22 protein-coding genes are annotated in these 18,025 nt (G+C 32.9%); 2 read left to right on the forward strand and 20 right to left on the reverse strand.

What is annotated here, in order from left to right:
• Positions 1-130: 130 nt before the first annotated feature.
• From N4A68_04585 to N4A68_04655, 15 genes are all read right to left on the reverse strand, one after another.
• The gene (locus tag N4A68_04585) at positions 131-1,720 is read right to left on the reverse strand and encodes a recombinase family protein (GenBank protein MCT4563577.1); all 1,590 of its coding nucleotides are present in this window, start codon (positions 1,718-1,720) and stop codon (positions 131-133) included.
• Positions 1,713-2,723 carry a recombinase family protein gene (locus tag N4A68_04590; GenBank protein MCT4563578.1) on the reverse strand — a complete coding sequence of 337 codons (1,011 nt, stop codon included), beginning with the start codon at positions 2,721-2,723 and terminating at the stop codon, positions 1,713-1,715. The genes N4A68_04585 and N4A68_04590 overlap by 8 nt, the downstream gene beginning before the upstream one ends.
• Positions 2,724-4,382, reverse strand: coding sequence for a recombinase family protein (locus N4A68_04595; GenBank protein ID MCT4563579.1), 1,659 nt, complete (start codon positions 4,380-4,382; stop codon positions 2,724-2,726).
• 132 nt (positions 4,383-4,514) lie between these two features.
• The gene (locus N4A68_04600) at positions 4,515-4,775 is read right to left on the reverse strand and encodes a hypothetical protein (GenBank protein MCT4563580.1); all 261 of its coding nucleotides are present in this window, start codon (positions 4,773-4,775) and stop codon (positions 4,515-4,517) included.
• Positions 4,776-4,836: 61 nt separating this feature from the next.
• Entirely contained in the window at positions 4,837-5,793 is a 957-nt protein-coding gene (locus N4A68_04605) for a relaxase/mobilization nuclease domain-containing protein (GenBank protein ID MCT4563581.1), read from the reverse strand.
• Positions 5,751-6,062, reverse strand: coding sequence for a MobC family plasmid mobilization relaxosome protein (locus N4A68_04610; GenBank protein MCT4563582.1), 312 nt, complete (start codon positions 6,060-6,062; stop codon positions 5,751-5,753). The genes N4A68_04605 and N4A68_04610 overlap by 43 nt, the downstream gene beginning before the upstream one ends.
• 333 nt (positions 6,063-6,395) lie before the next feature.
• Positions 6,396-7,349, reverse strand: coding sequence for an AAA family ATPase (locus N4A68_04615; GenBank protein ID MCT4563583.1), 954 nt, complete (start codon positions 7,347-7,349; stop codon positions 6,396-6,398).
• 10 nt (positions 7,350-7,359) lie between these two features.
• Complete coding sequence (locus N4A68_04620; GenBank protein MCT4563584.1) at positions 7,360-7,776, reverse strand: DUF6075 family protein; 417 nt, start codon at positions 7,774-7,776, stop codon at positions 7,360-7,362.
• Between the two features lie 230 nt (positions 7,777-8,006).
• On the reverse strand, positions 8,007-8,279 hold the full coding sequence (locus N4A68_04625; GenBank protein ID MCT4563585.1) for a helix-turn-helix transcriptional regulator: 273 nt from the start codon (positions 8,277-8,279) through the stop codon (positions 8,007-8,009).
• Positions 8,272-8,622, reverse strand: coding sequence for a type II toxin-antitoxin system RelE/ParE family toxin (locus N4A68_04630; protein MCT4563586.1), 351 nt, complete (start codon positions 8,620-8,622; stop codon positions 8,272-8,274). Before N4A68_04630 ends, N4A68_04625 begins: the two co-directional genes overlap by 8 nt.
• Positions 8,623-8,696: 74 nt before the next feature.
• Positions 8,697-8,969: a hypothetical protein gene (locus N4A68_04635; GenBank protein MCT4563587.1), complete on the reverse strand. Its 273-nt coding sequence runs from the start codon at positions 8,967-8,969 to the stop codon at positions 8,697-8,699.
• 166 nt (positions 8,970-9,135) lie between these two features.
• Entirely contained in the window at positions 9,136-9,492 is a 357-nt protein-coding gene (locus N4A68_04640; GenBank protein MCT4563588.1) for a TnpV protein, read from the reverse strand.
• A gap of 116 nt (positions 9,493-9,608) precedes the next feature.
• Positions 9,609-10,964, reverse strand: coding sequence for a 23S rRNA (uracil(1939)-C(5))-methyltransferase RlmD (rlmD, locus tag N4A68_04645; protein ID MCT4563589.1), 1,356 nt, complete (start codon positions 10,962-10,964; stop codon positions 9,609-9,611).
• 187 nt (positions 10,965-11,151) lie between these two features.
• The gene (locus tag N4A68_04650) at positions 11,152-11,796 is read right to left on the reverse strand and encodes an HAD family phosphatase (GenBank protein ID MCT4563590.1); all 645 of its coding nucleotides are present in this window, start codon (positions 11,794-11,796) and stop codon (positions 11,152-11,154) included.
• Positions 11,797-12,319: 523 nt separating this feature from the next.
• Positions 12,320-13,024, reverse strand: a complete 705-nt coding sequence (locus N4A68_04655; GenBank protein ID MCT4563591.1) for a PrsW family glutamic-type intramembrane protease — start codon at positions 13,022-13,024, stop codon at positions 12,320-12,322.
• 447 nt (positions 13,025-13,471) lie between these two features.
• On the opposite strand from N4A68_04655, the gene N4A68_04660 reads away from it, so the two are divergent.
• The gene (locus tag N4A68_04660) at positions 13,472-13,639 is read left to right on the forward strand and encodes a hypothetical protein (GenBank protein ID MCT4563592.1); all 168 of its coding nucleotides are present in this window, start codon (positions 13,472-13,474) and stop codon (positions 13,637-13,639) included.
• Between the two features lie 47 nt (positions 13,640-13,686).
• A complete protein-coding gene (locus N4A68_04665) occupies positions 13,687-13,863 on the forward strand; it encodes a hypothetical protein (GenBank protein MCT4563593.1) in 177 nt (58 codons plus the stop codon).
• Between the two features lie 243 nt (positions 13,864-14,106).
• Here N4A68_04665 and N4A68_04670 read toward each other — a convergent pair whose 3' ends face one another.
• The 5 genes from N4A68_04670 to N4A68_04690 form a co-directional block, all read right to left on the reverse strand.
• Positions 14,107-14,664: a hypothetical protein gene (locus N4A68_04670; GenBank protein MCT4563594.1), complete on the reverse strand. Its 558-nt coding sequence runs from the start codon at positions 14,662-14,664 to the stop codon at positions 14,107-14,109.
• A gap of 136 nt (positions 14,665-14,800) precedes the next feature.
• Positions 14,801-15,493, reverse strand: a complete 693-nt coding sequence (locus N4A68_04675) for a metallophosphoesterase (GenBank protein ID MCT4563595.1) — start codon at positions 15,491-15,493, stop codon at positions 14,801-14,803.
• A gap of 4 nt (positions 15,494-15,497) precedes the next feature.
• Complete coding sequence (locus tag N4A68_04680; GenBank protein MCT4563596.1) at positions 15,498-16,235, reverse strand: tRNA 2-thiocytidine biosynthesis protein TtcA; 738 nt, start codon at positions 16,233-16,235, stop codon at positions 15,498-15,500.
• Between the two features lie 84 nt (positions 16,236-16,319).
• Positions 16,320-17,126 carry a GTP pyrophosphokinase family protein gene (locus N4A68_04685; protein ID MCT4563597.1) on the reverse strand — a complete coding sequence of 269 codons (807 nt, stop codon included), beginning with the start codon at positions 17,124-17,126 and terminating at the stop codon, positions 16,320-16,322.
• 95 nt (positions 17,127-17,221) lie between these two features.
• Positions 17,222-17,902, reverse strand: coding sequence for an HAD hydrolase-like protein (locus N4A68_04690; protein ID MCT4563598.1), 681 nt, complete (start codon positions 17,900-17,902; stop codon positions 17,222-17,224).
• Positions 17,903-18,025: the final 123 nt, after the last annotated feature.

Here is an 18,025-nt window from a genome sequence, read left to right on the forward strand (position 1 = left end):
CTAAATTTCCCTAAAGATTACTATTATTATAACTCTAGTACGTTACATATCGCAATATTAATAGTTAGAATTTTATTTGATTATCTAAAAAAGTCCAAGAATACTCGAACCTTCTTGGACTTTATAATATTTAATTGACGCAAAAAAACTCATTTCCAAACCTAAACCTAACCTCAATCCTATCCACCGAATACACCATTACCCCTTCAACGAAGGTATCATATAACTCCTTAGTCAACGTATTTGCTCCATAAAATACTTTAGCTGTCTTCGCTTCTTCTGATTCCCCATAAACCAGCTCCTTTTCTATAATCTCCCTTAGCTCAACTGTCTTCTTTTCGATTTCAGCTATTCTAGTATTAATCTCATCCGACCTATCTATAAACTCCACCTTTGAAATCTGATGCATTTTATAATCTTCGTACATAGCCATCTTATCACTTTTTAGCTTCACTATCTTTTCCTTATGCTTTTTAATTGAACCTTCTAGTTTCGCCTTCTCATCTTCCTTGGCTTGTACACTACTTTTCTTAAGTTCATCATACGAGATTAACACCTCCATATGCTTCTTAATAAGTTCAAAGACTATCCCCTGTAACTCATCAATAAATATCCTCTCATGAAAGCAGTTATTCTCACCCGAATACCAGTTATTGATACAAAAGAATTTAGGTCTTTTCTTGGCTGTACGGTGTAATTTTGAGTTGCATCCACCACATCTTACATTGGATAAAACGTGCTGTTTTCTAATATTTGATTGTTTTGATTTGACTAAATACCTGTCTTTTCGTAGCTCCATAACCTTATCAAAATCAACTTGAGAGATTATAGGCTTATGTGTATCTTCAATGATGATCCAGTCTTCTTTCTTTTTATATTCACATTTTGCAGAACCAACCTTTGTGACACCTCTTCTGTTACTGATTAACTTACCTGTATACCTTTCTTCTTTTAGAATTCTATCGATGTAGTCTCTTTTCCAAAACATCTTTTCAACAGAATCACTGTTAATGGTACATGAACCATAACTACTACCCATGCTCTTTTTATATTGTAATGGGGTTAGTACATTCTCATCATTTAGAATTCTCGCTATATCTGTCATACCAGTACCTTCAAGATATAGTTTATATATTCGTTTTACAACCTTTGATGCTACTGGATCAATGATTAGCTTATGTTTGTCCTTCTTATCCTTAAAGTAGCCGTAAAAGGCATAAGCACTAATGAACTTGCCTTGTCTTTTTAGAGCTTGATGAGCTGATTTTACTTTCTTTGATATATCTTTTGCATATAGATCATTAATTAGGTTCTTAAAAGGGATTTCGATTCCTGTCGTTGTGCCTACATTTTTATCACTGTCATAATCATCGTTGATGGCTATAACACGAACGCCAAGGAAGGGAAATATCTGTTCAAGATAATTCCCCATCTCAAGGTAGTTCCTCCCAAGTCTTGATAAGTCTTTTACAATGATGCAGTTGATATATCCTTTTTTTGTTTGCTCTAATAGTTTAATCATACTGGGTCTGTTGAAGGTTGTACCTGAGTAACCATCATCAACATATTCAATGACTTTTGCTGAGGATAATTCAGGACTCTTATTGATATATGTACTGAGCAAATCCCTTTGATGTTTTACGCTATTACTTTCACCAATGTTTTGGTCATCTGCTGATAGACGTATGTAGGTTGCTATGGTATACATTTTTTTATTCATGAATACCACCACCCATCTTATCATTTACATGATTCTTATAACGCTCATTAGCCATCTGAGCTTTATTAAATAAATCTTCTGTTATAATAGGCTCGTGCATATTCTTGACAATAGTCCAGTCTTCCCTTGGTATATTTTTTATCTTGTTGCTACCACATGAAATAACCCTCGCAACACCCTGTACAACATGACCAAGATAAACTTGTTTGGTCAGCATAGCGTATATGGCAGATTTTAGCCATAATACGTCCTTATATCTTCTGCTCTTGGTTTCTCCTTTTAGATATCTATGTCTCATGGGAGATGGTATATTCTCATCATTAAGTTTTCTCGTAATTTCTTTTACTGATTGTCCATCAGCTCTCCAAGTAAAAATATTTTTTATGATGGGAGCTGTTTCTTCATCTATGACAAGTTGATAGCTGTTATTAGGGTCTTTTCTGTAACCGTAAGGTGCATAAGTGCCTATGAAATTTCCCTTTTGTTGTTGAAGCTTCTTTTGTGAGCATACTTTCTTGGATAAATCTTTTGAATAGGCTGCATTGACTAAGTTTTTAAGAGCTATCATGAGTCCCGCATTTGTATCTGTATCTGCACTATCATAGCTATCATTAATGGATATGAAGCGTACACCCATAAAGGGAAATATCTGCTCAATATAATGACCTGTTTCTACAAAGTTCCGTCCTAAGCGTGATAGGTCTTTGACAATGATACAATTGACTTTTCCCTTTTTAACTGCATTTATCATAGTTTTAAAGGCAGGTCTTTCAAAGTTAGTCCCTGTCATGCCATTGTCACTGTAAATTTTATAGAGCTGTAGATCAGTGTGCTGAGCTAGGTAATTCATTAATAAGTTCTTTTGAACTTCTATGCTATCACTGCCGATATTTCCGTTATCTTCATGGGATAATCTTACGTAAAGTGCTGTGTTATAGGTTTTAGTCTTCTGCTTCTTTACAGGCTTTTGTTGATTTATTGCCTTTCTGCTTACTCTTGCCATTTAAACCACCTCCGATAAAGATGTAGTTTCCAGTTCTTTATTGGATATGGATTTTATATAGCTTAGAGTTTTTTCAAAAGCACTTTGGTACTTAAAATGAATCTCTATTCTGTTTTCTTCATAAATTTGTATTTGGTCGATGAGCGTAATCATCAAATCTCTTGATAAAATATCTGCCGAATGATATTGTTTGAATCTACTAATCCACTCACTTTCAGGTGAAATGGTGTTTTTAAAATATTCTAGCTCATGATGAAGATTATCTAAGATAGCCTTTGTTTCGCCACTTCGTTCTTCATAAATATGTTTCATATCTGCATAGTCTTCTTTTTTTATTAGACCTTCTGTATAGTCTTCGTAAATGCTCACTTTAAAGCGATTTATTTTATCCCATTCCGCTTCATTTTTTACTATTAATTCCTGTATTTTGTTAATTTCACGGTTCTGAACGGAACTACCATCAATAGTTGATAAGATATTTTTCATTGATAAGATAATGTCTATATGCTTACGAATAACATGTAGTATGGTTTCTTTTAATGCTTCTTCTTTAATGGAATGATTGCTACACTTCTTTTGATTTTTATAGGTATTGCAAACATAATAGACATATTTTTTCTCACCGGATACTGCTGATTTCCTGACCATTGAATTACCACAGTCACCACAAATAAGCATACCTGAAAACAGATATACTTTCTTCTTATTAGGTGCTATACGTGTATCTTTTAGAAGTACCTCTTGTACTGTTTGGAATAGTTCCTTAGAGATAATAGGCTCGTGTACGTCCTCTACACGTATCCATTCTTCTTTTGGTTTCTCTATACGTTGTTTGATTTTATAATTGACCGTAACTCTTTTCCCTTGGGATATGACACCGATATAAACTTCGTCTTTTAATATTCTTAAAACGGACACGTGAGTCCACTTAGCTTTATCATTGACTTTGAAGGTGGTTTTGAAATTGCTTCCCTTTGATTTTTTATATTCCATAGGTGATAATACACCTAAGCTATTTAATTTATCAGCTATACCTTGATGGCTCATGCCTTCTTTTTTCCATTTGAATATAGTTCTTACGGTGTCTGCCGCTTCTTCATCAATAACCAGTTTATTATGATGCTCAGTAGATTTCTTATAACCATAGGGACTAAAAGAACCGATAAACTCACCTTTTTTTCTCTTTACATCAAACTGACTCCTGATCTTAATAGAAATATCTCTAAGATAGGCATCATTAATAAGGTTCTTAAAAGGTATTAACATGTTATCCATTGTTGATTCATTAAAACTGTCAATGCCATCATTTATGGCTATAAATCTTACGCTGAAAAAGGGAAATATTTGCTCAAGATAGCGTCCTGTATCAATGTAGTTTCTACCCATTCTTGATAGGTCTTTTACAATGACGCAATTAATACGACCAGATTTTATATCATCCATCATGGCTTGGAAGGCTGGACGCTCAAAATTGACACCTGAATAACCATCATCAATCCTTATGGACTTGAGATGCATATTTGGCTTGTTGGAAAGATAGGATTGTATCAATTCTCGTTGGTTAGCGATACTATCGCTTTCTGCTTTGTCACCATCTTCTTTGGATAAACGTAAATACATGGCAACATGATAGGTTTTTTCTTCAATATTCTTGTTCATAATGCGCCCTCCTAAATGTATAAGAATTAACTTAGAAACACATAACATTTAGGGGTAGCGTACTGCTGTCCTAATGGCATCATACCACAAGGACAGCCCAAAGTCCATAATTTGGTATATACGCTTCTAAGTTTATAAATCTGATAGGTAATGTTTCATTTTCTCTTGCATGGTTACTTTGTTTTTGTCATAGCTCACCTTGACGACCACGTTGCCACATTTATAGCAATACGGGTTTTTAACTTGATCAATGAAACTCTTTATTTTTTCTTCTTTTGATTGGTGCTTTTCTATATGTACATCTCTTATATCAACAAGTTCTTGTTTATTTACCGTTGAAACATCAATGTTTTCCATAGCTTTTAATGCTCTACCTGTTGGTAATCTTGTCATCTATTCACGCCCCTTTAAGAATCGTTTTAAGCATCTCTTAGGCATTTTATAGACCTCCTATCTACATTTCTAGTTCATTCTCATAGCTCTGCTGGTTATCCCAATCCAATCCCGAATTTTGCTTCATATTGGCTATCATATCTTTGTATTCAATGCTTGATAGTGGGTAATACTTTTTATCATTTGCATGATTATTATTTGATAAAAGATTTGATATAGCTGTTAACCACCCATCTACAGTATTCTTCATATTTTGGTGATTTCCTAAACTGTGGTTGAATCCTAATCTTCTTTCAATAGCGTCTTTTGAATAATCTTCTGATAGCTTATTGTCTCTACACCTTTTACCACTAGGGGTTGTGAAGGTGATGTATTTTCTTGTGTCTGTCCACTTCACTTTGTAGCCAAAGGTTTCCATGTTGGTGATGAAGTCTTGCCTGTTGATGGAATTGTACTTGCATATATCAATGGTTTTCTCCAGTTCATGTTTCCAACTCTTCACCTTGACTAAGCTCCTGTACTCGCCTGATTTCATGTGATTATTATTTTTACCATGTGTGACGGTTAATCCATAGTCTCGTATAATCGTGTCGGAATAGTTTTTTAGTTCTTGGAGCTGTTTTGGATTCTGTTGCCATTTATAGCCCGTTTCATAGTTAACTGTGTTGATGATGAAGTGGTTATGCAAATGATTCCTGTCAGTATGAGTAGCCATGACTACTTGAAAACCATTGAATACAGGATTTTCAAGTAGTTTCTGACCTACTTCGTACACTGTGTCAGCTGATACATTTTCCCATGTTGCAAAAGATTGTATGAAATGTATAAACTGCCTTCCAGTCATCTTGTTGTAGCTATGCTTTATGGCTTTCATCTCCATATAAGCGTTATCACTGTTGCAGTCTTTTCCATAGATTAGATGAGACTCTGTTTTTGATGGTTGAGTGATATAGTTGATGGACTTTTTGAGTCCTGTTAGCGTTTTATTCCCTCGGTTAACAAATTCAAGCACTGCCATATATTCTTTAGTTCCTCCCTTGTGGATTCAAGACCTAGCGTGGTTATTCTGCCTTGATGACAAAGCATCACCGCTTGGTTTAGGTTTGTACCTATTTTAATGAGTTGCTTTTCTACATCGGGTAAACCCTCTATAGATGTTATGGTATTACCTAGTGCTGATAGAGCAATATATCGACTGATCGTCATACCTGATTGTTTAGCTTTTTTGGAAATTTTATTGTATTCTTCCTCTGATACTCGAAAGGTTATATGTTTATTTTTTTTCAATACGTTCCTCCTTTTGCAATGTTGATGGATGCTGTGGAGTAATCTTATATTTTTCTACAAGAGGGTATGGGATACTTCCCATCAAGCTCTAAATGGTGACGATAGTAACACATTTAGTAAGCTTGCCATCTATCAAGATAGATGTATTCTTCTATGACCATGATTTGCTTTTCCCCCAATGGCATTTGATTTCCGCCAGTGGAGAATAGGGTTTTTGAAAGAAAAATAAGGGATAGGATGCAAGATTGCAATTTCTCATCCCTTAACAACTACGCAATCTTGATTTCAAGAATGCACTTTCTCTAAACACCCTGTTCTTGCATTGTTGCATGGTTAATCTAATGCCCATACCCAGTAGTTTTTGATTCTACTGGATTTCACCTTCAGATTCTTCTTGGCTGTATCCAGTGTTCTCTTGGCTATGCCTTCTTCTTTGGCTTTGGTATAGATAACAGAGCTTTTAACACTGCCTTCAGCTAGAATAGCCTTGATGAAGTGTTCAGCTTCACGTATCGGACTATTATTAGGTGCAGTCCCTTGTAGTAAGCTATCTGCATCAATATTATATTCTCCAATCCATTTAAAACCATTGTCTCTATCCAGTTCAAAAGCTATTGAACAACCTTCTGGAGCTAGATTACTCTTGATCTGTATCACTGCTCTTAATGCTTTATCATCTTTTATTCTACCGACCATTAATACACTTCTTGCAGCAGCTGCTATATCAATTGACCCTAATCCTCTGTGAAGGCTCTTGCCTGCCATATTTTTATTCATATGACCAATAAGGACAATGGCACAGCCTGTTTTTTCTGCAACATCCCCTAGTTTCTTGAAAATGGGACGTACTTCATTGGCTCGATGCATGTCCACTCTTGCTCCTAGAAAGGCTTGGATGGGATCTATAATGAGTAATTTAGCACCTAATTGCCTGATCGCTTCTTCAATACGTTCATCTGTAAGAGTCAACTCTTTTTCACTTTCATCAATAACAAGCACTTTAGAGCAATCAGCATTGTTAGATATAAGTCTAGGCTTAACTGTATCTCCTAGACCATCCTCTGCCGTCTGATAGATAACATTACAAGGCTCTAACTCCTTACCTAATGGCAAAGTCCCTCCTGTTGTTAATGTAGATGCTATAGCTAATATAAAAGTGGTTTTACCTTCTCCTGGATTCCCCTGGATAATGGTTATCTTGCCAAAGGGGATATAGGGATACCAAAGCCACTTTGTTTCTATGGCTTCAATGGTATCCATCCTGATTAATTTAAGCTCTGTATCCATGTCAGCCCTCCTAGAGTTCTAGTTCGTCCTCTTCTTCTATTCTTTCAATATCCTGTTCTTTGGTTTCTTCCATACCACCAAACCTTACATGAATAGCATTAAATGCTAGGACATAATTTCGATCATCAAGGTTATGAAAAATATCTAGTGGTGTTGTGAAACCATCTTCATAATTGTTATATAGATTAAAGGATAATCTTATTAAACTCTTGGCACTTGATGAGAAATCAACCTGTGTGGATTGCAAGCATTCAGGACGTATACTATGATCATCAAAGTCATAAATATGATTGACCTTGTTCGCTAGATCAAAATTACCTGAAAGAATATAAAATAGGGCTTGTCTCTCGTGATCGGTGGGATAGGTATTGTCTCTTTGTATCATCTTGTGATAATTCAATAGGTGTTGTTTGTCTAAGAATTTCATTGTGATCATCTCCTTTTTATCGTTTAGTGGTATCTATATAAAAAGCAAAATCTAAGCCGTACGCTCTCAGATTTTACTTGAATAAAAAAAAGTCCCTTCATAAGTAAGGAAAAAAATCGACGATTTGTACCCCCTTTTTGCAAAAAAAAATGACCTTTAATAAAAAAGGACACTCTAAACAGCTATATTAAGCTAAAAAAATCCGACTACATTATTGCAGTCGGATTAACTTATCTAAATTCTATATGAAGTTCTTTTCCTAGTGCATGAGCAATTCTTTTAAGAAACGCTATGCTCGGATTATAATTGGCATTTTCAAGCCTACTAATGTGACTTTGCTGTATGCCAGTCAGAGTTGACAGTTCCTTTTGAGTGAGCTTTTTTTCTTTCCTTGCATCAATCATGGCTTGTTTAATCTCATATTCTACAGCTAAATCATCATATTCCTTTTTAAACTCGGGGTCTTTCATACATTCATCTAAATAGTTGTTAAAATCAGTCATTGCTATGCCTCCTTTCAAACGCCATCTTATATTTTATTGCCTTTTCTATTTCTCTTGGTGGTGTTTTCTGCGTCTTCTTTATGAAGCCATTGGTTAGTATAATATTATTGTCTACGTAAAAGAAATAAAATATCCTTGATATATTACTTGAGAACTTAATTCTAAGTTCAAATATCCCCTTATCAATATATTTGCAGTGGGGTTCTCGTAGTTCCTGTCCGTTATCTCTTAGGAGCGTTATTTCCCTTAACGCTTTCGCTTTCATCTTTGTATCTAAGCTATCAAGAAATTCTCTTACTGGTTCTTTTCCATTGTCACTTTGAAAGAATTTTATATTATGCATCACTATCTCCTACTTATATAATATGCTATATATGGCATAATGTCAATGTTGATTTATATAGTTTCAAGGTTTCTCTAATCATTTTCTCCACTATATATTTCGGCAGCTAATCTAAATCCCGCTTTAAAACCATAGACAAAATGGGTTTTGCACTCTATCAAAGAGCGCCCCGCTTCCATATCTGCTAACTTATCAAATATTTGTCTTTGCTCTTGGGTGATTTTCTTAAAAAATTCATCTTCTTCCTTCATAATTTCTGAACTGCATTCATTATATTCATCTGTTCGAGTGAACTTATCAAATGAGTTAATTTCCCCTACAAATAGTTGTTCTATTATTGATCTCATGTGCTCCTCCTAAATTGTGTAATCATTAAATATACGTTGAATTCCACAACAAGTAGATGTATAATGAACTTACTTCTGCTTATTGTGGGGGGTAGAATGAAGCAGTGTTCTGATTTAGCGATTGGGTACTGCTTCATTCATTTTTTTCATTAAAATACCAAAATTTTCATCTTGGCATATACACTATTTCACTAAGTACAATTTCTTCTGCTCTCGCTCTTATCATTTCCCTGTGCTTATAGCTCTCGTAAAAATTCTCTGGATCTAATATCGGGATTTTCATTAACATCTGCTTTTGCAAAACTTCCATCATTTGATGAGCTTCCTCATTGACTTTATACATGGTTTCCATCAATGTCCCTTCTGCTCTCAATAGACTGTATCTATACGGATTCTCATTCTTTAAATAACTCATGGCTATACTTCCATATTTGCCTATTTTAAGTCTAGCGTTCGATACTTCTATAACAGGTTCTAGAAATCCTTGCTTAGTCATTCTGTAGTCAAGCTCAACTGGTTTCATTCATAACACCCCCTCTTCGTAATCAGATTTACTCTTTTCTAAAAAAGAGTATAAAAAAATAGGACAGCAGTTCGCAACCCTTCATATTACAGGTTTCTAACTGTTGTCCTATTATATCACCTACTTATTCGTACAATAGTCTCCACATGCGGCGTATGGGGAAACATATCTACACACTTAACTTTTTCAACGATATAATCACTTTCCTCATTTATTTGTTTTAAATTCTCCGCTAGGGTTTTAGGATTACATGAAATATATATAATCTCTTTTGCTTTAAATTCTAAGATTTTGCTTAACGCTTTGGGATTAACCCCTACTCTAGGTGGATCTAGTATGATTATATCGGGCTTTTCATTTAATTCATCAATCTTTTTCAGTACATCTCCAGCAATAAAATGACAATTATTTAATCCATTGTTTGAGGCATTATGATTTGCAGCATCTACTGCTTCTTCAACTATTTCTATCCCTATTACCTTCTTAGCCTTTTGTGCAACTATCTGACCAATGGTACCTGTCCCGCAGTAGAGATCAAAAACTGTTTTATTATCTTTATCTTCAATAAAATCCAAAGCAGTTTTATATAAAACCTCTGCCCCTAATGTATTTGTTTGGAAAAATGAAAATGGAGATATCTTAAACCTTAATCCGAGAAGTTCATCATAAAAATAATCCTGTCCGTATAAGATTTCCATTTTATCACATTTAACTGCATCGGCCAAATTATCGTTAAGTATATGGATGACTCCCTTTATTTCTCCCTGAAGCTCAACCTCAAGAAGGTTATTAACATAGTCAGTCAAATCAATATCTAACTGTGTGGATGTAACTAAAACCACCAACATTTCACCTGTGTTTAAACCCTTCCTTACAATAAGATGTCTTAAATATCCTTTATGAGTCTTATTAACATAGTGTGGAATTTCTCTTTCATTAAAGTATTGTAGGTTTAATTTCAGTATGTCGTTGAAATCTTCATCAACCAATTTACATTGATTCACTGTTACAACAGAGTTAAACTGTCCTCTTTTATGCATTCCTAGGGTCATTTCTCCACCCTTTATTTCATCACCAAAGGAATATTCCATTTTATTTCTATATCCATATACCTCTGGACTTTTTTCAATACCAAGGAATTCATAATCATGGATTCCCGCATCATCAATTAGTTTTTTTACTAAATCGGCTTTTATTTGAAGTTGTATATCATAGTCAACAGTTTGCCTGGCACATCCTCCACAAAGTCCAAAATGTGAACAGAATGATTCTGATTCAAAGGGGGACTGCTTAATAACTTCGATTAATTTGCCTTCGCAGTACTCCCTACGATTCTTCTTTATTCTAGCCCTTACCGTCTGTCCCTTCAAGGCATTTTTTATGAAAACTTTTTTTCCTTCAAGTTCTCCTATACCCTTTGCGGGAAACTCCATATCCATTATTTCAACTTCTACTATTTGTCCTTTTTTCAATATGACACACTCCTTGATATAATATTATTTCTATTAATCCATTTTTCTTCTTATGATATAATATACCCTAAATTCATATAAGTAAAGGTTAAATAATAACTTAGGACCATAGAGTCCCTTCGTTTTTTGTAGAATCTTTCTGCCAAAATGACCTATAAAAAAAACTACCGGGTAATCCCGGTATATTCTATGCAATATTTATATAATTTTCAATATAGTCTTCCGCCAAATCACATATTTCTTTCTTATATGGTAGAGATAGTTCATCGGATATTGCAATAACATTCATCCCAGCACGCTTCGCCGCCAGAACACCTGCATAGGTATCTTCAAACACTAAGCAATCATCAGGTCTTACATTTAAATCCTCTGCCACTTTTAAGAATACATCGGGATGGGGCTTTCCTTTTTCAACTTCACAGGATGTTCTAATTGTATCAAAATATTTATATATATCATGCTTTTTAAGAACCGCTGATGCTAGTTCCCTTGAATTACTGGTACCAAGACCTAATTTAATATCCATAGACTTTACTAATTCGATAAAATCCAATACTCCGTTTTTTAATTGGATTTTATTCCTATAAAAATCAAATGCCATTGTATTCCATTCTTCTTTTATTTCTTCAATGGGATCAGATATATTAAATGTCCGCTTGAAATACATAGCGGTTTCCGTGAAGCTCATTCCTTCAATATCCTTTTGCAATCCTTGAGGCAATTCAATGCCTCTTTTAGCTAAGTATTTTATATCTATTTCCCTCCAGATCCACATAGAGTCAACTATAGTTCCATCTAAGTCAAAAATTACAGCTTTAATGTTTTTTAACATATACCCCTCCATAAAATTATTTTGGCATTACTATAAACTAAAATGAATTTCAATGATTTCCTATGATTTAAACTCAGAGACATTCCATCCCTGTCCTTTAGTTATATTCATCTCAAATAGGTTACGTGCAAAAAGATAGTTAGTTTAGAAACATTCAAAAAATAAACTAGTCATCTCACTCGTTATTTTAATTCTTTTCCTAGTTGCTTTATCCCTTACATACGTAAGTATACCTATGATAAGGTGCCCAGAAAATAATCAAAATCACTTCGCAATCTGACTTGTTTGTTTTTTTATGTGCTTTATCTCCAACTATATTTTAATATTTCATTTCCTATTAGTCAAATTAATTTAATAAGGATGTCTCAGAATATGAATCTTTTAGGGATTTAAAACCTCCATCGACCCATGATATTAGCAAAGTCGTTGGAGTTTATAGCCCTAAAATTTCATTTATCCTGACACATCCTAGTACAAAGCTAAAAAATACCTTTTAAGATAGACCTTGTTTAAATCTATATCTTTATTCTAATCTAAAGTTTCTTTTGTAAGTTATTTTTGATTCAATATAGAATTCGTTTAGTTTTCTTAGGTTTATAATCCATAAATATATAACATAAGGAACAAACAATAAAAAGGCAGATTGTATTTGGGTCATTAAAATGAAGTTAAAAATACCATGTAATCCTGCTGGTACAAACCAAGATTTTCTAAGATATTTTTTTCGTTCCTTTTCATCATGGGAAAACTTAGCCAATGATAAATAATAACCCATGGTTACAGCAAATAGCATATGGGCAGGAACGGAAAATATTCCTCTATAAAGTCCTATATGGGGATTTGTTGTAAACCTAAAGACAACATACATGACATTCTCTACAGTAGCAAATCCTAATGCAGAAAAAATCGCATAAACTATTCCATCCAATTTTTCATCAAATGCTCTACTTTTAAAGGCTGTTAATAGTACAACTCCCCTTTTAAAAAACTCTTCTGTTAATCCTGCAACAATAAACGCAGTGAAAGCTGCACTTAATATTCCAGTAAAAACATTAAAATTCAAAAGAAGTCTTTCTACAAATGCCGTTGGTATTACTGATGCTGCCCCTAAAACAAAAACCTTTATTAATAACGTTAAAGGCTCCTTATCATATCTATCAGTAAAGTAAACTGATAATGCCAGGGCAATACCTGGTGTTATAGCTATAATAAATAATCTTGTATTCATCATAAGCACCCCTTCAACATGGCTTATGATATTAGTATCTGTAGAAAAAAAATTTTTATCTCTCCATTTCTTGCCATAGGAGAAATTTCATAACTCTTATTTGACTAAACCTAATATGGGAATATCATCCTTAATTTGGGCATTTAAGATATAGCATATTTGGTGATATAGCTTTGAAGATTTTTAAACTGCATGTAGTAGATGGTTTTTATAGCAAATAATCATGCAATTTGCTCCATAGATAAAAATGTAATTTCACTTGTATATTTCTGAGTTTTATCATAGAAAGTTGTTGAAATATATTAAGTTGAAATTTTGACTGGAATGTCTATAGGTTCATAAAACCTTTAATTCAATATTTTTTCCTGGGAAATATATTAATAGCAAAAACTTCAAATTATCTAAAAGTGAGTTTCTGCATAAAATAATTGGGAGGAGGAATATTCAATGATAAATAATGACCCATTAATCAATACAGGTCTAATATATTATGAAGATATGTTTGCTTCAAATATAAAGACAAATAACAGAAAAACTCCAGATCTTATGGATAGGGATAAGTTAATTAATACTAGCGAAATATTTTATAAAGACATGTTAAAACACAAATCTTAACCCTATATATTAAAGCCACATACTAAAGAAACCGGGAGTGATCTATAATGAAAGAAAAGAATAAGTTTATTGACGGCTATGAAATAAATTATAAGGATATGCTGAATTCAAGCATTAATAGGAATCATAGAACAAATAAAAATGAAAACAGTAAACATATCATAGACAAGGATACCTTTGAAAGCAAGAAGGATCACTTCAATCCATCTAGCTGGATTGATTAACATTAGCTATGATTTGTTTAGAATGTCAAACAGGGTCAAAGTTTAATGGACTTGACCCTAGCTCCATTTATAATTTTCAATTGAGGAAATTGTATATTTGTGACTTGGCGAAATTGCATATGCGAATATCATCCTTGATGTAATTACTTAAGATATAAGCATATTCGATGGTATAATTTCAGAGATCTTAAAACTATATATAATAGATAATTTCTGTAGAAGGTAATTATGCAATTTGCTCAACTAATATTTCTGATTTATATAATCATCGATTAATGACTTTCTTATTTCCTCTTCAAAAACACCCTCGAACCTCAATCTCTCTAACATATATTCACTTTTAGAATGTAGTATTACATCTTGAAAATCCTTTAATACTATTTCATACAGCTTATTTTTCAACGCACGAGATTTGACTTTTATAAAATATGATTCTACATTTTCAAAATCTATATGTTCAAGAAGCTTTAATGTCGACCAATCCTTTTGATTATAATAATGCCCTGCTTTTTGTCCATATTTTCTGGCAACATAGGGATGCTTTTCAATAAGCTTTCTGTCCTTAGATTTCATATAGCAATACTTTGCAAGCATATTATAATATTGATAATTATATATGCCCTTTTCAAAGGAATCTATCCTATGTGTAAATGGTTTCAAGTTTAGTTTTTGTATGAAATAGTAATGTTCCTCAATGAATTCTCTTTTTGTAATATCTCCATTATTAAACTTTATAAATAATGAATTTCTATGTTGAAAAAATTTATCAAATACATTTTCAGGTATCTTACGTCTTATCATTATTACACCCATTCTAAATCTGATTTAAGCACTTGAATACAGTATAGTCAAGCACCTTACTAAAGTATAGTTATATACATATCCTATCAATATAGAGATTTACCCTAGACTCTCTATAATAAGAACTTACATAAAGCTAGTCAATTATTTTAACCGGATTAAACTCAATATAATCGCATGATGCTAAAATATAATCAATACCTCCATAGTTTCCCTTTAGTCCCATTTCAAAGGAATCCTTATGGTGCAAATGTCCATAAATTACCTTTGAAACATTATATTCTTCATAAATTTCTATAAATCCTGATCTTTCAAATTTTTCGTTTGTTGGAGGATAATGAGTCATTACAATATACTTTTTACACCCATCATTTTTGGCATTTTCTAGAGAAAGCCTAAGTCTATGAAGCTCTCTATCGTATATTTTCTGGTCATGCTCATTAAACTTTATTTCATTGGGACAGGTCCAGCCTCGGGTACCACACAAAGCATAATCATTGTATATATAATAATTATTCTGCAAAAAAAACATATTGTCAAATATTTTATTCATTTTAGATAAAGATGTCCACCAATAATCATGATTTCCTCTGAGCAATATTTTTCTACCCGGAAGGGCATTGATCCAGCTTAAATCCACCATAGCCTCTTTCAATCTCATGGCCCAAGATATATCTCCAGGTATTAAAACAGTATCTTCATCTTTAATTTTATTTATCCAATTTTTTTTAATGCTTTCTTCATGGTTTTTCCACAGATCTCCGAATATGTCCATAGGCTTATCAGCTTCAAAGCTCAAATGTAAATCTGCAATTCCATACAATGCCATCTTATCACCAACAATCTCTTCTTTGCTTCCACATATTTTTCAAATCAATATTACTTAAGGATGTGATTATTTTTTGCTTTATATCTGGATAATCATTTTGTAGCCCATCTATTAACCCTTTCATTTCCTGCCTACTTGTACATCCATCTATGGGACATTTAGATTTAATTATAGGAAGCTCTAAAATCTCTACTACCTTTATTATAACCTCTTCTTTTACATAAATTAAAGGTCTTATAGAAAATATATCTTTTTCAGGTTCATAGACCTTTGGATGAAAGGTTCCTAACTTACCAGTATAAAGCATATTCATAAGAAATGTTTCAACGGCATCATCCATATGATGCCCTAAGGCTATTTTTGACGCACCGAATTTTTTAGCTACTCTGCCAAGTGCGCCTCTTCTCAAACGCCCACATAGATAACAAGGATTTTTACTTGACTCAAAATCCAAAAAATTTATGATGTCAGTTTTTTCTACATGAAGCTTTATGCCCTCTTTTTCACAAAGCCATTTTAAAGGCCCTATATCCATATCAAATCCACAATCTAAATGCACCCCTATTAGATCAAAGCTTTTATAGGAATATTTGCTTAGTAGATTGAGGGCAATCAATAGTAAAGTGCTATCCTTTCCACCAGATAACCCCACTATTATTTTCTCATTTTCTTCAATCATATCATAATCATCTATTGCTCTTCTTATATCATTTAAAAATAATTTATTATACCATTTTTTCATATGCTTAACTCCCTACTTTAACAAAAGAAACAACAAAATATTTGTAGTTTAATTGTAAAGCTTAAGATTCAAGCGTTCAATTTATCAATCAAAGGCTTGATATCTCTGAATTATAAATTTTATTCTTTCAGAAAGCTTTTGCAATTCTTCTAGACTTCCATTTTCCCATATATCATCAAACTTACTCTGAAAATCCTTTGCTTCATCTTTATAGCCAAATAGGCTCAATAACTGTATATTGTTAGCAATTTCATAAACACTACTTGTTTTTTCTTCAAATAATATTTGAGCATTAATTATTTCATTCCTAATTTCATACATCTCTTTATCCAATTGATACGCGGCTTCTGCCGCCTTTCTCAATCTTATTCTAACATTTTCAGGAATATTCTTTTTATATTTATAATTTAAAGAATGCTCTACGGTTGCCCAGAAGTTCATAGCTAAAGTACGTATTTGTATCTCTGCCAGTATATTTTTTTCTCCTAGGGCAGTTTGAACGGGATACTTAATTATCACATGATAGCTTCTATATCCACTTTCCTTATTATTCTTTATATAATCCTTTTCATAAACAATCTCTAGGTCCTTACCACTTCTTTTTCTAATAAGCTCTACAACCTCATATATATCATCTACAAATTGACACATTATCCTTATGCCAGCTATATCCTCAATCTCTTCCTCTATTTCATCTTCAGGAATATTTCTTCTACTAGCTTTTTCCAGTATGCTAGATATCTTTTTTACCCTTCCCGTCACAAATTCAATAGGTGAATATTCATTCATATCTCTAAATTCATTTCTAATAGATTTGAATTTAACCTTTAGTTCTTCAACAGCTTGCCCATAGGGTAATAATATTTTTTTCCATTGTTTTATTCTCTGCAACTATACCACCCCACTAAAACCTATAGTCATTAACTTAATCTTAAAATATCTAGGTTATTACTTCAGACCCTATTCTTGTCTCATTTATGTATTTTCTAATTTGTTAATATGGATAAAAATTCTTCAAAATCTTCAAAGCTTTTGAACAAATAATCCGGTTCAAATTTCTTTAGGTCTTCATAGCTAGACCAACCAGTTGCAACAGCAACAGATTTTAATCCTAATATCTTCCCACACTCAATATCTAATGGTGTATCTCCAATAACATATATATCCTTTTCTAGAAAATCAATCTTATAAAAGTCTTTAGCCTCTTCAACGGCTTTTTCTATAATCTCCCACCGCTCAGCATCTTCGTCTCCAAAACCACCTATTTTAAAATACTTATTTAATCCTAAATGCAATAGCTTTAGTCTAGCTCCTCTTTCACAATTCCCAGTACCTAAAACATGAAATAAATTCTTTTGATTTAAAGTTGTATCAAATATCTCATTGATCCCTGGTAGAACTCTTGATGAAGTATTTAAGCTCAGCTCTTGTTTTAACATTTCTTCATACTTTTCAAAAAATCTAGCCATATTTTCTTCCTTGATGTCATTTATCTCAAGGGCATTCTTTAATATACGATAGTCCAATCTACCAGCCATATTGACTTCTTTAAATCCTTCCTCAATATTATAAAGATGAAGGAAGGTATTGTCCATAGCTCTTCTTCCTGAGCCCTTACTATCTATTAATGTTCCATCGATATCCCAAATTAAGAGTTTATTCTCCATTCTTATATCTCCCCAATATAGTAATCTTTCAACCTTATTATTCCCCAATTTTTATTAAGAGAAAGCATAGATAATCTTAAAAAGTTCAAATCATAATTTAATGAAACAATGCTTTTAGCTTAG

The sequence above is a fragment of the Maledivibacter sp. genome (genome assembly GCA_025210375.1).
Lineage (GTDB): Bacteria > Bacillota > Clostridia > Peptostreptococcales > Caminicellaceae > JAOASB01.